Genomic DNA, 14,214 nt, shown 5'->3' with positions numbered 1-14,214 from the left:
CGTAGCCATGCTGGGATCCATGAGGACCTATTCGCTGGATGACGTCTACGAGACACGCAAGCGGAGAGACTCCTGGTGGACCGTGTATTTCGTGGATCCGGTCGCCTGCCGGGTCGCCCTTCCCGTCGCCAACCGCACCCGGATCACGCCCAATGGGCTCACGGTGTTCTCGCTGGTCCTCGGCATGGTGTCAGCGGCCTGCTTCGCGCTGGACCAGCTCGTCGCCGGCGCCCTGATGTTCTACCTGAGCTTCACCATCGACTGCGTGGACGGCAAGATAGCCCGGCTCAAGGGCACGGGGACGCCCTTCGGCCTCTGGCTGGACTACGTGGGGGACCGGGTCAGGGTCGTCCTGTGTGCCGGGGGGCTGGCGTACGGGCAGTACGTCCTGACGGACGATGTCCGCTACGTGGTGCTCGGCGCGGCGGTGGCCGTACTCGACCTGTTCAGGTACGTCAACGCCCCGCAGATGAAGCGGGTGCGCGAGGCGGTCAGGGAGGAGCGGGGCGAGCCGGAGCTGCCCGGCGAGGACACCGTCCCGCTGGAGTGTGCGCCCGCGGACCTCGACCTGCACCTGCTCGTGGAGCGCGGTCCGCGCCCCGGTGGCCGCAGGCGGCGGCTGCCTTCCTTCTTCAGGCGCCTCAACAGGTTCCTGGCCAGGCACCGGGTGCGTTCGCACCTGATCAGCGGCATCGAGTTCCATGCCGCGGTCTTCGTGGTCGCGCCGCTCGCGGGGGCGTGGGCGCTGATGCCGCTCGCCATGGCCGCCGGCGTCCTGCTCCTCGCCAACGAGATCTTCCTTGTCTACCGGATGTGGCTCTTCACGCGCAGGCACAGCGTGCCCTCCCAGGAGAGCCGAGAGCACGTTCTCGTCTAAGTTTTCGGGGGTTAGTACGAAATGTCCGACCGGCCAGTCTTCGTCATTGGATGCCCGCGGTCCGGCACCACGATGCTCCAGCTCATGCTCCACTCGCACCCGCGCATGGCGGTGCCACCGGAGACGCGCTTCCTCGTTCCCGCTTATTACCGGCGCCGCACATGGGGCGACCTGCGGGTCCCCCAGCGGCGCAAGGCGCTGGCGCAGTGGATCGCGACCGACCGCAGCACGAAGTTCCGCGAGCTCAAGATCGACAAGGACGAGTTCATCCGGCAGGCCGTGGAGGGGCCGGGCTCGCTCGGCTCGGTCATCGGCACCGCCTTCCGGATGTACGCCGACCGCTTCGACAAGGCCCGCTGGGGCGACAAGAGGCCCAGCTACGTCAAGCAGACCGACCTGCTGCTGCGCCTCTTCCCCGACGCCCAGTTCATCCACCTGATCAGGGACGGCCGCGACTGCGTGGCCTCGCTGAAGGAGATGCCCTGGTACACGCTGGACTCCTTCCACGCGATCTCCACCTGGGCCGAGGCCATCGACGCCGGCGAGCGGCTGCGGCGCACGCTGCCCGACGACACCTACTACGAGCTGCGCTACGAGGACCTCACCGACGACCCGATGACCGAGATGAAGAAGCTCTGCCACTTCCTGGAGGAGGACTTCGCGCCGTCGATGATCTCCCCTCGCGAGGCCGCCGTCCAGGCCGTCCCGCAGCACAAGGTCTGGCACAGCAACACCCATCGCGAGGTCACCCGCAGCCGGGTCGGGAGCTGGGCCAACCGCCTGGACGACTGGGAGATCGCGCTCTGCGAGCACGTCCTGGGCGAGCGCCTCCAGGCCAACGGGTACGAGCTGACCGGCGCGCCCAGGCCGGCCAAGGAGCACGTGACGGCCTGCCAGAAGACCATGCAGAAGCGCAAGGCCAGCCGGTCGCGCAAGGCCATGCGCGACCGCTTCAACCGGCTGCGCGAGCCCAGCCCGGTCGGCGCGCTGCTCACCTCCACGCAGAAGTCGCTGGCCGGCATCCCGCAGCAGCGTCCCGAGGTGACCGTCTAGCGCTCGATGTGCGCGAACAGCCGCTCCCAGCGGTCCAGCACGTGGTCGAGGCGGAACGCCTCGGCCCGTGCCCGGGCGGCGGCCCCCAGCCGCCGCCGCTCCCGCGCCGACCCCATCAGCGCGGCCAGCTCGGCGGCGAACGCGTCCACGTCCCCCGGCGGCACCCGTACCGGGCCCGCCGAGCGCACGCCGCCCGACACGTCGAAGGCCACCGACGGCACCCCGTGGGCGCACGCCTCCAGCAGCACGACAGGCAGGCCCTCGTGCTCGCTGGTCAGCGCCACCAGCGAGGCGTTCAGGTACTCCTCGCGCATCCGATGAGCGGGCACCAGACCGCGCAGGACCACCCGGTCCGCGACGCCCTCCCGGGCCGCGTGCGCCCGCAGCCGCTCGCGTTCCGCGCCGTCGCCGATCAGGTGCAACTCCCAGGACGGCGGCGGCTCGGCGCGGGCGAACGCGCTGATCAGCCGGTCGAACCGCTTGACGCCCTCCAGCCGTCCCACGCCCAGCACCCGCGGCACCTCCAGCGCCGACGTCTCCTGCGGCCAGGCGCCCAGCGGGTTGGGCAGCGTCCAGGCGTTGGGCAGCAGGGCGTGCTCGGAGAAGGCCCAGGCGTCGTCCTCGCTGAGGAAGAGCGCCTGGTCGAGGTCGGGGTAGTGCTTCTTGATCGAGGCCAGGTGCCAGCAGTCGCGGGCGTGGTCGTAGGAGCCGTGGTACTGCCCGATCGAGCGGAACCCGGCGGGCAGCAGCCCTGACAGCCTGGTCACCACCGACGGCGACGTCAGCACCGCGTACCCGGGGCGGACGCCGCGCAGCAGCTCCCTCACCCTGCGGTCGGCCAGGCGCCTGGCCAGCGGCCCCTCCACGCCGAGCGGGCCGCCCACGACGTGCTGCCGGTAACGCGGCCGGTCCACGTAGCGGAAGGGCGCGGCAGCGCGGTGCAGGCCGACGACGTGCACCTCGTGGCCGCGTTCTGCCAGGCCCTGGGCCAGGGTGTGGGTGACCTGCTGGACGCCGCCGAGCGTGTCGGCGTCCAGGCAGGCGAAGACGACGGTCATCGCGTGCGCCCCTCGAAGAAGTCGTCCACGATGCGGGCGGAGGCGTCACCGTGCTCGTCGGCGCACCACAGGGCGCGGAAGGCGGCGTACCTGGCGGCGAAGGCGGCGTGCACCTCGGGCAGGTTCCGCAGCACGTCCACCAGCTCGGCCGTGGTCGTCACGCACGGGCCCGGGGCGATGGCGGGCAGGTCGTGGTAGACGCCGCGCTCGGAGAGCCGGTAGTCGTCCCAGTCGTCGATGAGGAACACCATCGGCCGGCCGGTCACCGCGTAGTCGCACATCACGGAGGAGTAGTCGGTCAGCAGCGCGTCGGAGGCCAGCATCAGGTCGTTGATCTCCGGATAGGACGCGGCCGGCCGCACGAAGTGCCTGAGCCGCTCGGGCGGGTCGTACTTCTCGACCGGATGCGTACGCAGCACCACCACCCACTCGCCGGCCAGCTCCTCGGCCATGAGGTCCAGGTCGGCGCGTACCGAACGGCCGCTCATCCTGTCCCGGTCGCGGTAGGTGGGCGCGTAGAGCAGGACCTTGTGCCCCGGCGGGATCTCCAGCCGGGCCCGCACGTCGCCGCCTGCCTGCGCCCGCACCAGCGCGTCGCAGCGCGGCGTGCCGCACCGGTAGACCTTGCCGTCGTAGCCGTTGGAGGGCAGGAACACCCGCGAGAACTCCGCGCTCGGCGACACCAGCGCGTCCCACCGGGCGACGGCGGCCCGCCACTGCTCGCGCGGCCGGTCGAAGTCGCCGCGCAGGTCGGGGGCGTCGAAGCCGATCGACTTGATGCCCTGCCCGTGCCAGGTCTGCAGGTAGCGGGTGCCGGGCGGCTTCGGATAGTCCAGCGGGAAGCCGTGGCTGTCCACCCAGATCCCGGCGCGGGCCATCGTCCACAGGTAGCGCCAGCTTCCCCGGCGGACCAGCCGCACGTCGGCGGGGAAGTTCTTGCGGCCCTTGGCGACCGACCAGACCGCCTCGATCGGCAGGCCGCGCCGCCGTACCTCCTCGTAGATGGCGCGGGGGCTGCCGTTGTAGCCCTTGCCGACGTCCGACTCGAACAGGGCGAGGTCGTCGCGCCGCGGCACCACCCTGATCAGCAGCTTGTACGCGCGCAACTTGGCGCCCGGCGTGTTGAGCTTCCTGAGCAGCAGCCGCCGCGCCCGCCGCAGCGCCGAGCGGGTACGCGAATGCGTGCGCACGCACAGGTAGGCGGCGTAGCCCTCGGCCTTGACCGTGCAGCCGGGCAGCTCGATCGGCTCCAGGTTGGGGTCCACGATCAGCCGGTCGGTGGTGACGTGGCCGTCGGAGCGGCGCCGGAAGCCGACGTGCGGGTCGCTCCTGCCACAAGGGGCGAAGACGACCTCGCTGACGTAGCCGCCGTCGCCCGAGGGGACCGGCTGGATCGGCACCCGTTCCCGGCCCGCCTCCAGGAAGGCGTCCCACTCGGCCGGCAGCACGCCGAACGGGTCGTAGGTGCGCACGGTCATCCGCACCCGCTCGCCGTTCGTGGCCAGGCCGGTCACCTCGTGCCGCAGCCGGGAGTCGGTGTAGGGCAGCTCGGCCAGGCGCAGCGCGGTGATGTCCAGCCCCGGCGCGGCCGTCGTGCCCCAGTACGTGCGCCCGTCCACCTGCACGGCCGCCCGCGGCGCGGCCCGGGGGCCGGTCAGCGAGCCGGCCGCCACGCGCAGGTCCTCGATCCGGTCGTCCAGGATGAGCCGGCAGCAGACCCGGTCCATCGGCTCGATCCGGTCGAACACCTCGCCGGGGATCTCCTCCAGGTACGGCCGCACGACCGAGGCGAACTCCTTGACCCACACCAGGTCGCGCGCGGGCAGCGGGTTGAGGTAGACCCGCAGGTCCTGCCGCAGGAACCGGTACTGCCGGTGTGGCACCAGGTCCTGCGCGCCGTACCCGCGCAGGATGTCGTCGCTCAGCCGGGCCGCGACCACCCGCTGCCGGACGTTGTCCATCTCGTCGATGCTCAGGGAGATGGACTCGTTCGAGCTCGCCCGGTGCCAGTGGTAGACCACCCACGGCACGATCGCGAACCGGCGGGCCACCGCGTACAGCTCGGTGGCGAAGACGTGGTCCTCGTAGTGGATGTCCTCGGGGAAGCGCAGCACGTTGTCGCGCAGCCAGGCGACGTTGTAGAGCTTGTTGGTGCTGAAGGAGTCGAGGAAGAGCTCTGGCTCCGCGCGGATGCCCTCGACCACCCGCCGCCGGGCGAACAACGACGGGTAGTACGGGCGCAGCCGTCCGTCCCGCTCGAACAGCCGGGAGATCTGCCCCGACACGAAGTCGGCGCCGGTGCGCTCGATCTCGGTGAGCAGGCTCTTGCACGCGTGCCTGGGCAGCTCGTCGTCGCTGTCGAGGAACATGGCGTACGGCGACCTGGCCGCGTCGATGCCGTCGTTGCGCGGGGCGCCGCAGCCGCCGCTGTTGCTCTCCCTGCGCAGGTAGCGCACCCGCGGGTCCTCGGCCATGAGCCGCGCGGCCACCTCGGGCGTGCCGTCCGTGCTCGCGTCGTCGGAGATGATCACTTCCAGGTCGCGCAACGTCTGCCGCAACACCGAACGCACGGCCCTGGGCAGGCGGGCCGCGTCGTTGTACGAGATCACGACGACGCTGCAGTCCGGCATGCCCATGTCCCCCCAGAAATGACCTGCGGGAATGGCACTTCCCCCTGGCGGCGGGAACTGACCGGACTTTATGGGGTTTTTGCTGAAAATCAGCGCATAAGACGACGAATTACCCAGATGAGGATCGTGAGCGCCAGGAGGCCGCCCGCGATCGGCGCGAGCCGCTTGAGCAGCGGCTGCCCGGCGATCTCCATCAGGTCGAGCGCCTCCTCGTCGGGCGTGCGCGAGGTCCGCAGCGTGCCCGCGGGCCGCACGTCCGGCTCGGGGACGGGCACCGCGCTCAGGTGCCGCTCTTCCTCCAGCGGCCGCTGCTCCTGCTCCTGGGGTGCCACCGGCTCCACCATCGGCTCGGAGAGCAGCTGGGCGAGGTTGCCGGCGAACCTGTCGATCAGCTTGGCCCCGACCTCGGCCATGACCCCGCGTCCGAACTGCGCCGGCCGCCCGGTCACGTTGAACGTCGTCTCCACCGCCACCGACGTGCCCTCCGCGGCCGGCGCCATGCGCGCCCTGACCGTGGCCGAGGCCGTGCCGGAGCCCCTGGCCTCCTTGCCCGACGCCTGGATGGTGAGGGTGTGGGCGTCTTTGTCGACGTCCTCGAACCTGGCCGAGCCCCGGTAGGTGACGGTGATCGGGCCGACCTTGACCTTCATCCGGCCGGTGAACTCGTCGCCCTCGAAGATGTCGAGCGTCGCCCCGGGCAGGCACGGCGCGACCCGTTCGACGTCGAGCAGCACCGCCCACGCCTGCTCGACCGGAACCGGGACAGTGAACTCGTGCTCGAACCGCATCGCCATCGATCCGCTCCTTCCGAGGTTGGTTGCGACACTACGTCGGGGCGGGGGCGCCCGGAAGAGGCGCCCCCGCCTCACTCAGGGGGTCCCGGCGGCCGCGCGCACTGCCCGATGGGTCAGCACCCGGGCCAGGTGGCGGCGGTAGTCGGGCTGGGCGTGCAGGTCGGCGGGGGGCGAGGTGCCCTCCGCCGCCTCCGCGCACGCCTGCCGCACCCGGTCGCCGAGCTCGACGCCGCGCAACGCGGTCTCGGCCGCGCGGGCGCGCACCGGGGTCGGGCCCATGTTCGTCAGCGCGACCCTGGCCTCGGCGATCGAGCCGTTGGAACGCCTGACCGCGGCCGCCACGCCGACGATCGCCCACGACTGCGCGGTCCGGTGGAACTTCTCGTAGTGGAAGCCCCAGCCCTCGCCCAGCTTCGGCACCTTCACGCCGACCAGGATCTCCCCGGCGCGCAGGGACGTCTCCAGGTAGTCGACGAAGAACTCGGCGGCCGGGATCTCCCGTTCGCCCTGCGCCGACGCCGCCACGATCACGCCGTCCAGCGCCAGCACCACGGCCGGCAGGTCACCCGCCGGGTCGGCGTGCGCCAGCGAGCCGCCGAACGTGCCCCGGTGCCTGATCGCGGGGTCGGCCACCCTGGCCGTGGCCAGCGCCACCAGCGGGGCGCCGGCGTTCACCACCGGCGACCGCATGACCTCGTCGTGCGTGGCCAGCGCGCCGATGAAGACGTGGTCGCCCCGGTCGTGCACGCCGTTCAGGCCGGGCAGGCGGCCGATGTCCACCAGCTTGGACGGATACGCCAGCCGCAACCGCAGCAGCGGGAGCAACGACTGCCCGCCGGCCAGCGCCTTGGCGTCCTCGTCGGCGGCGAGCTCCGCGCAGGCCGCCGAGAGCGAGTCGGGACGCACGTAGTCGAACGGTGCGGGGATCATCGCCGCGCTCCTTCCAGCGCTCGCCAGACACGCTCGGGCGTGCACGGCATCCGGATGTCGCCGACGCCGTAGGGCCGCAGCGCGTCCACGATCGCGTTCACCACCGCCGGGGTGGAGGCGATCGTGCCCGCCTCGCCGACGCCCTTGACGCCCAGCGGGTTGCCGGTCGCGGGGGTCTCGGTGCGGTCCGTCGTGAACGACGGCAGGTCCGCCGCCGACGGCAGCAGGTAGTCGGCCATGGTCGCGGTCAGCAGGTTGCCCTCGGTGTCGTAGACGGCCTCCTCGAACAGCGCCTGCGCCACGCCCTGCGCGATGCCGCCGTGCACCTGGCCCTCGACGATCAGCGGGTTGACCACCTTGCCGACGTCGTCCACGGCCACGTACGAGCGGATCCGGGTCTTGCCCGTCTCGGTGTCCACCTCCATCGCGCACAGGTGCGTGCCGTGCGGGAAGGAGTAGTTGTCCGGGTCGAACGTGGCGTCGGAGTCCAGCCGCGCCTCCACGCCGTCGGGCAGGTCGTGCGCCTGGAACGCGGCGTAGGCCAGCTCCTGGATCGTCCGGCCCGACCCGGTGCCGCGCACCTTGAACACGCCGCCGTCGAACTCCAGGTCGTCCGGCGAGCACTCCAGCATGTGGGCGGCCAGCCTCCTGGCCTTCTCCCTGACCTTCTCGCACGCCCGCAGCACGGCCATGCCGCCCACGACCAGCGAGCGCGAGCCGTAGGTGTCCATGCCCTTGTGCGCGACGGCCGTGTCGCCGTGCAGCACGCGCACGTCCTCGAACGGCACGCCCAGCGCGTCGGCCACGATCTGGCTCCACGCCGTCACGTGCCCCTGGCCGTGCGGGGACGTGCCGGTGATGACCTCGACCTTGCCGGTCGGCAGCATGCGCACCGAGCCGTGCTCCCAGCCGCCCGCCCCGAAGTTCGCCGCCCCGAGCAGCCGCGACGGAGCCAGCCCGCACATCTCCGTGTACGTGCTGACCCCGATCCCGAGCTGCACCGGATCGCCCCGGTCCCGCCGGTCTGCCTGCTCGGCCCGCAGCTTGTCGTAGCCGAACAGCGACAGCGCCCGCTCCGTGGCCGCCTCGTAGTTGCCCGAGTCGTAGGTCAGCCCCGAGATCGTCGTGAACGGGAACTCCTCGTGCCTGATCCAGTTGCGCCGGCGCACCTCCAGCGGGTCCAGGCCCAGCTCGGCGGCGAGCTCGTCCATCGTCCGCTCGATGCCGAACGTCGCCTCCGGACGGCCCGCGCCCCGGTAGGCGTCCGTGGGCATCTTGGTGGTGAACACGCCCCTGCAGCCGAACTCGTACGCGTCCATCTTGTAGATCGCGTTGAACATGGACGCCCCGAGCAGCGGCACCCCCGGCGTCACCAGCATCAGGTACGCGCCCATGTCGGCCAGCAGGTCGACCTGGAGGCCCCGGATGCGCCCGTCGGCGTCGGCCGCGAGCCGGATGTGCTGGAGCTGGTCGCGGCCGTGGTGCACGGTCAGGTTGCCCTCGGAGCGGGACTCCGTCCACTTGACCGGCCGGCCCAGCCGGCGCGCCATCAGCAGGCAGAGCACCTCCTCGGCGGTGACCTGCAACTTCGAGCCGAACCCGCCGCCCACGTCGGGGGCGATCACCCGCAGGTCGTGCTCGGGGATGCCGGTCACCACCGCGAGCATGACGCGCAGGATGTGCGGGATCTGGGTGGAGGTCCACATCGTGAACGAGTCGCCGTCGGTGTCCACCAGCACCGCCCGCGGCTCCATGGCCGTCGGGATGAGCCGCTGCTGCACGTACGTCCGGTCGACGACGACGGCGGCGCCCTCGAACGCCGCGTCGATGTCACCGGAGGTGATCTTCATGGAGAACGCCTGGTTGCCCGCCTCGTGCACCTTCGGGCTGTCCGGCGACAGCGCCTCGGTCATGTCGAGCACCGCGGGCAGCGGTTCGTAGTCGACCTCGATGGCCTCCAGCGCGTCGGCCGCCCGGTACCGGTCGGTCGCGACCACGCAGGCCACGGCCTCGCCGACGTACCGGACCTCGGAGGTGGCCATCGGCGGGTGGTCGGGGATGACGACGTCGTCGGTCACCGGCCACGCGCACGGCAGGCTGCCCTGCTCGGCGGCGAAGTCCTGGCCGCTGAACGCGGCCACCACGCCGGGCAGGCCGCGGGCCGCCGACACGTCCACCCGGGTGATCCGGGCGTGGGCCATCGGGCTGCGCAGGAACATCACGTGCAGCGTGCCGGGCCTGGAGAGGTTGTCCGTCCAGCGCGTACGCCCCGTCAGCAGCCTGGCGTCCTCCTTGCGCCGGCGCGGCCGGCCCACCTCGTGCACGCCGGCCGGCTCGTTGATCTGGCCGCTGTCGGCGATCTGCCCGGCGACGGCCTCGGGGCTCAGCTCGCTCACTGCGTCCTCACCGCCTGCCCCATCTCCTGCGCGCCGCGCTTCACCGCGCGCACGATGTTGCAGTAGCCCGTGCAGCGGCACAGGTTGCCCTCCAGGCCGTGCCTGATCGACTCCTCCGAGGGCTCCGGGTCCTCCCGGACCAGGTCGATCGCGGCCATGACCATGCCGGGGGTGCAGTAGCCGCACTGCAACGCGTGCTCTTCGTGGAAGGCCCGCTGCATCGGGTGCATCGACCCGTTCGCGCCCAGGCCCTCGACGGTGACGACGTCGCCGCCGTCGGCCTGCACGGCGAGCACGGAGCAGCTCTTCACGCTCCTGCCGTCGAGCAGCACCGTGCACGCGCCGCAGTTGCTGGTGTCGCAGCCGACCGGGGTGCCGGTCCTGCCGAGCCGCTCACGTAGTAGATGGACGAGGAGGAGCCGCGGCTCGACGTCCTCCTCGTACTTGATCCCGTCGACGGTGACGGTGATTCGGGGCATACGTCCTCCCTCAGGAGCAGGGGGAAAGGCGGACACACCCGAAACTACGCCGGTGTTTTTCCCGGTCAAGGGTTACTTGCCGCGGACCACCCGCGCGATGATCGCCACCACCCCCGCGAAGGCCAGCCCCACCACGGTCAGCCCGACCACGACCAGCGCGTCCGTGAGCACGCGGGTCACCACCAGGATGCCGAGCACCACGAACAACGTGCCGCTCAGCAGGGCCATCCAGTCGGTCCTGTGCAGGCGCCGGACCCGCTCGACGTCACGCGCCACGGCGCACCTCCATGTCGCCGAGGCCGCCCCGCAGGTTCAGCACGATCGTGAACTCCTCGTCCTCGGACCTGACCTCGGGCTCCAGCACCTTGTCGAACTTGACGTCCACGCCACCCCTGATCGACTGGTCGACCTTGATGTCGCCGACCTTGTTCATCGCGTGCACCTCGACCCTGGCCGTCGGCGGCACGATCACCGTCAGCTCGCCCACGGAGACCCGGGCGTCGAACGTCAGGCTCGTCCCCGGCAGCGCCTTCAGCTCCGTCAGGTCGAGCCGGCCGTCGCCGACGCCGACGTCGTAGACCTTGCCCGCCTCCGAGGGCTTGGTCAGGTACCAGGTGGAGTCGCCGACGTTGCGCGGCAGGCCGCCCAGCATCAGCCCCACGCCGATGAGCAGCGCGACCGTGGTGCCCGCCGCGACGAGACCGGCGCCGCGGCCCCACCAGGCGGCGATGAGCAGCCCGGCGCCGATGGTGATGAGCACGGCGCCGCCGACGATGGTCGGGTTCACGCCCGCGGCCGACCTGGCCTGGACCGCCACGACGATCCCTCCCACTATGATCGCGAGCAAGATGGTGATGACCCCGATGAACGACTTGGGGCGTCGTTTCTGCGGGGCCGGGGCGGTGGCCGGACGGCCGTACAGGGCGGGGTCGTAGGGCGACTGGCCGGACCGCCTGGCCGGGTCGAGCGGGCGGTAGGGGCCCTTCGGGGCGAAGGGCTCGCCGTAGCCGCTGTAGTCGATCGCGGTCCTGGGCTGGGGGCGGTAGGCGGGCGGCTCCTGCCGCGACGCCGCCTGAGCCTGCGGCCGCGGCTGCTGGGCCTCGACCCGCGTCTTCGGGGCCTCCTCGTCGGGGGCCTGCGCGTCAGGGGTCTCGGTGCCGGGGGTCTGCGCCTGGCGGGTCGCGTCGCGGGGGAGCTGGTGCTCCGCCGTCACGGCGCCGGCGGCCTCCATCGCCTGTGCGGCCTCGATCTTCGACATCTCGGCCTTGCCGGCCTCCGCCTGTCCCGCCTCGGGGGTCTCGGGCCGGTCCGTACGCGGTGTCTCGGCCTGCCGGCCGGCCGACATCGCCCGCAGCCGCGCGGCCACGGCCTCGGCGTGGGCGGCGGCCGTCATCCTGGGAGCCGGGGCCGGCGCGGCGGACTCGGGGTGCGCCGTCGCGGTGTCGCCGAGGCCGGACCAGCCCGGTTCGGCGGGACGTACCGGAGGGGGGCCGCGGGCGGCGCGTAGGACGGCGCCGGCGGCTCCGCGTCGGGGGAGCGCCGGCGACCGAGCCGCTCGGGCATCGAGCGGGCCAGGCCCAGCAGGTCGACGCCTCTGGAGTGGGCCGCGAGCAGCGAGACGGCCAGCAGCACGCCGACCACCAGTGTGCCGGTGTCGAGCCAGACGGTCGCGAGGTTGAGCGCGAGGCCGAACCCGAGCACCGCGGTCAGCAGCGCCATCACGGCCTCGGCGTCGAAGTCGCGGCGGGTCCACTGCTCGATGATCCCCGGCCCGCCGTTGGGCTCCTTCATCAGCAGGAACGCCGCGATGTACAGGAAGATCCCGATGCCCGAACCGAGCAGGAGCACGGCGAACGCCACGCGGAACACCACGGGGTCGATGCCGGTGTGCCGCCCGAGACCGGCGCAGACGCCCATGAGGAAGCGCCCCTCGCTGCTGCGTCGCAGCTCCCGGGGCGGGGCGGCTGGTTGCCTGGGCGGAGCTTCTGTCATGGAACCATCGTGGACCGTCGGGCGGGGTGGTCGCATCCGGGAGACCCCTGACTCGACCCTGGGGGTTGTTCCCTGATGCCCGAAGTGCCCGCGACATGTGACGATGGCGATGTTATGGCAGACCAGAAGACACTTGCCGAGCCCACCGGCGATCGACCCTATCGCCGGATGCTCCGCCCCATGGAGGGCCGCCTGCTCGGCGGCGTGGCCCAGGGGCTGGCGGCGCAGCTCTCCCTCGATCCCGTCGTGATCAGGCTGATGTTCGTGCTGCTCAGCGTCGTGGACGGGGTCGGCATGGTGGCGTACGCCGTGCTGTGGATGATCACTCCGCGTGAGCCGTACGAGGGGCCGCCGCCGCAGCGCGACTGGAGTCAGCTCGCCGCGTTCAGCGCGATCGGCGTGGCGCTGGCCGCGTTCGGCTGGCTGACCGGGGCCTCGAAGGGCGGGATCGGCATGTTGCCGTTCGCCGTCGGCGGCATCGGCGCGCTCATCCTGTGGCAGCAGGCCGACCCCGAACGCCGCAAGAACTGGGTCAGCGGCGCCACCAAGAGCATCCGGACCAACCGGGTGCGCACGCTGCTCGGCGTGACGCTGGTCGTCATCGGCGCGGCCGGCTTCCTGTACGCCCAGGGCGAGCTGGCCCAGGCCAGGCCCGGTCTGCTGTTCACCGTCGTCGTGGTCGGCGGCATCGCGGTCATCGCCGCGCCCTGGCTGGCCGGCCTGTGGAAGGAACTGCAGCTCGAACGGCGCGAGCGCATCCGGCAGGAGGAACGCGCCGAGGTGGCCGCCATGGTGCACGACTCGGTGCTGCACACGCTCACGCTCATCCAGCGCGTCTCCCACGACCCCCGCGAGGTCACCCGGCTGGCCCGCTCCCAGGAACGCGAGCTGCGCAACTGGCTCTACCAGCCCGCCCAGGACGCCGACGCCACCGTGGCCGCCGCCGTCCGCCGGATCGCGGCCGAGGAGGAGGACTCCCACGGCGTGCCCATCGAGGTCGTCTGCGTCGGCGACATCGACCTCGACGCGCAGGGCAAGCTGGCGGCGATGCTCAAGGCGTCCAGGCAGGCGATGGTCAACGCGGCCAAATATTCTGAGAGCCCGGCCATCTCCGTCTACGCGGAGGTGGAGGGCTTGGAGGTGACCATCTTCGTGAAGGACCGCGGCAAGGGCTTCGACCTTGAGGCGGTGCCCCTCGACAGAATGGGCATCAGGGAGTCCATCATCGGGAGAATGGAACGTCACGGCGGCACCGCCAGGGTCCGCACCGAGCCCGGCGAGGGCACGGAAGTGATGCTGACGATGAAGGTGGACAAGCAATGACACGCGTGTTGATCGTCGACGACCACCGGCTGTTCAGATCCGGCGTACGCGCGGAGCTGGGCGACTCGATCGAGGTCGTGGGCGAGGCGGAGGACGTCGAGACGGCGGTCAAGGCCATCGCCGAGCACCAGCCCGACGTGGTCCTGCTCGACGTGCACATGCCCGGCGGCGGCGGCCAGGAGGTGCTGCGCCGCGTCCTCAGCACGGGCTCGCAGGTCCGCTTCCTCGCGCTGTCGGTCTCCGACGCCGCCGAGGACGTCATCGGCGTCATCAGGGGCGGCGCCCGCGGCTATGTCACCAAGAACATCAGCGGCAAGGAGCTCACCGACGCCATCCGCCGGGTGGCCGACGGCGACGCGGTCTTCTCGCCGCGGCTGGCCGGGTTCGTCCTCGACGCCTTCGCCTCCTCCGAGGCGCCCTCGATCGACCCCGAGCTCGACTCGCTGACCCAGCGCGAGCGCGAGGTGCTGCGCCTGATCGCCCGCGGCTACGCGTACAAGGAGATCGCCAAGGAGCTGTTCATCTCGGTCAAGACCGTGGAGACGCACGTGTCGTCCGTGTTGCGCAAGCTCCAGCTCTCCAACCGGCACGAGCTGTCCCGCTGGGCCACCGCGCGCCGCCTGGTCTGACCCTGCTTTCTGGACCGTTACAAGGTCGTTACGGCGATCCGTAGACGAATCAG

13 protein-coding genes are annotated in these 14,214 nt (G+C 71.7%); 4 read left to right on the top strand and 9 right to left on the bottom strand.

The window, feature by feature from the left end:
- Positions 1–19: 19 nt before the first annotated feature.
- Complete coding sequence (locus ACNF49_RS52950; protein WP_357982543.1) at positions 20–877, top strand: CDP-alcohol phosphatidyltransferase family protein; 858 nt, start codon at positions 20–22, stop codon at positions 875–877.
- A 21-nt stretch (positions 878–898) separates the two neighbouring features.
- The gene (locus ACNF49_RS52945; protein ID WP_352362740.1) at positions 899–1,930 is read left to right on the top strand and encodes a sulfotransferase family protein; all 1,032 of its coding nucleotides are present in this window, start codon (positions 899–901) and stop codon (positions 1,928–1,930) included.
- Here the strand turns inward: ACNF49_RS52945 and ACNF49_RS52940 are convergent.
- From ACNF49_RS52940 to ACNF49_RS52900, 9 genes are all read right to left on the bottom strand, one after another.
- Entirely contained in the window at positions 1,927–2,988 is a 1,062-nt protein-coding gene (locus ACNF49_RS52940) for a glycosyltransferase (RefSeq protein WP_482942369.1), read from the bottom strand. The genes ACNF49_RS52945 and ACNF49_RS52940 overlap by 4 nt on opposite strands.
- Positions 2,985–5,618 (bottom strand): bifunctional glycosyltransferase/CDP-glycerol:glycerophosphate glycerophosphotransferase, encoded by a 2,634-nt coding sequence (locus tag ACNF49_RS52935; RefSeq protein ID WP_482942368.1) that lies wholly within the window; start codon positions 5,616–5,618, stop codon positions 2,985–2,987. Before ACNF49_RS52935 ends, ACNF49_RS52940 begins: the two co-directional genes overlap by 4 nt.
- Before the next feature lie 89 nt (positions 5,619–5,707).
- Positions 5,708–6,412: an SRPBCC family protein gene (locus ACNF49_RS52930; protein ID WP_482942367.1), complete on the bottom strand. Its 705-nt coding sequence runs from the start codon at positions 6,410–6,412 to the stop codon at positions 5,708–5,710.
- 75 nt (positions 6,413–6,487) lie between these two features.
- On the bottom strand, positions 6,488–7,342 hold the full coding sequence (locus tag ACNF49_RS52925; protein WP_482942366.1) for an FAD binding domain-containing protein: 855 nt from the start codon (positions 7,340–7,342) through the stop codon (positions 6,488–6,490).
- Positions 7,339–9,684: a xanthine dehydrogenase family protein molybdopterin-binding subunit gene (locus ACNF49_RS52920; RefSeq protein ID WP_357982798.1), complete on the bottom strand. Its 2,346-nt coding sequence runs from the start codon at positions 9,682–9,684 to the stop codon at positions 7,339–7,341. The genes ACNF49_RS52925 and ACNF49_RS52920 overlap by 4 nt, the downstream gene beginning before the upstream one ends.
- Before the next feature lie 50 nt (positions 9,685–9,734).
- The gene (locus ACNF49_RS52915) at positions 9,735–10,217 is read right to left on the bottom strand and encodes a (2Fe-2S)-binding protein (RefSeq protein ID WP_357982526.1); all 483 of its coding nucleotides are present in this window, start codon (positions 10,215–10,217) and stop codon (positions 9,735–9,737) included.
- Between the two features lie 72 nt (positions 10,218–10,289).
- A complete protein-coding gene (locus tag ACNF49_RS52910) occupies positions 10,290–10,493 on the bottom strand; it encodes a hypothetical protein (RefSeq protein WP_352323884.1) in 204 nt (67 codons plus the stop codon).
- Positions 10,483–11,610 carry a hypothetical protein gene (locus ACNF49_RS52905; RefSeq protein ID WP_482942365.1) on the bottom strand — a complete coding sequence of 376 codons (1,128 nt, stop codon included), beginning with the start codon at positions 11,608–11,610 and terminating at the stop codon, positions 10,483–10,485. The genes ACNF49_RS52910 and ACNF49_RS52905 overlap by 11 nt, the downstream gene beginning before the upstream one ends.
- On the bottom strand, positions 11,607–12,209 hold the full coding sequence (locus ACNF49_RS52900; protein WP_482942364.1) for a PspC domain-containing protein: 603 nt from the start codon (positions 12,207–12,209) through the stop codon (positions 11,607–11,609). Before ACNF49_RS52900 ends, ACNF49_RS52905 begins: the two co-directional genes overlap by 4 nt.
- A 114-nt stretch (positions 12,210–12,323) precedes the next feature.
- Between ACNF49_RS52900 and ACNF49_RS52895 the strand changes: the two genes are divergently transcribed.
- A complete protein-coding gene (locus ACNF49_RS52895) occupies positions 12,324–13,532 on the top strand; it encodes an ATP-binding protein (RefSeq protein ID WP_357982519.1) in 1,209 nt (402 codons plus the stop codon).
- Positions 13,529–14,161, top strand: coding sequence for a response regulator (locus ACNF49_RS52890; protein ID WP_352323887.1), 633 nt, complete (start codon positions 13,529–13,531; stop codon positions 14,159–14,161). Before ACNF49_RS52895 ends, ACNF49_RS52890 begins: the two co-directional genes overlap by 4 nt.
- Positions 14,162–14,214 lie beyond the last annotated feature (53 nt).

It is taken from the genome of Actinomadura sp. ATCC 39365, from assembly GCF_054392275.1.
The sequence above is the reverse complement of the archived record's forward strand: the minus strand, read 5'-3'. Positions and strand labels throughout refer to the sequence as shown.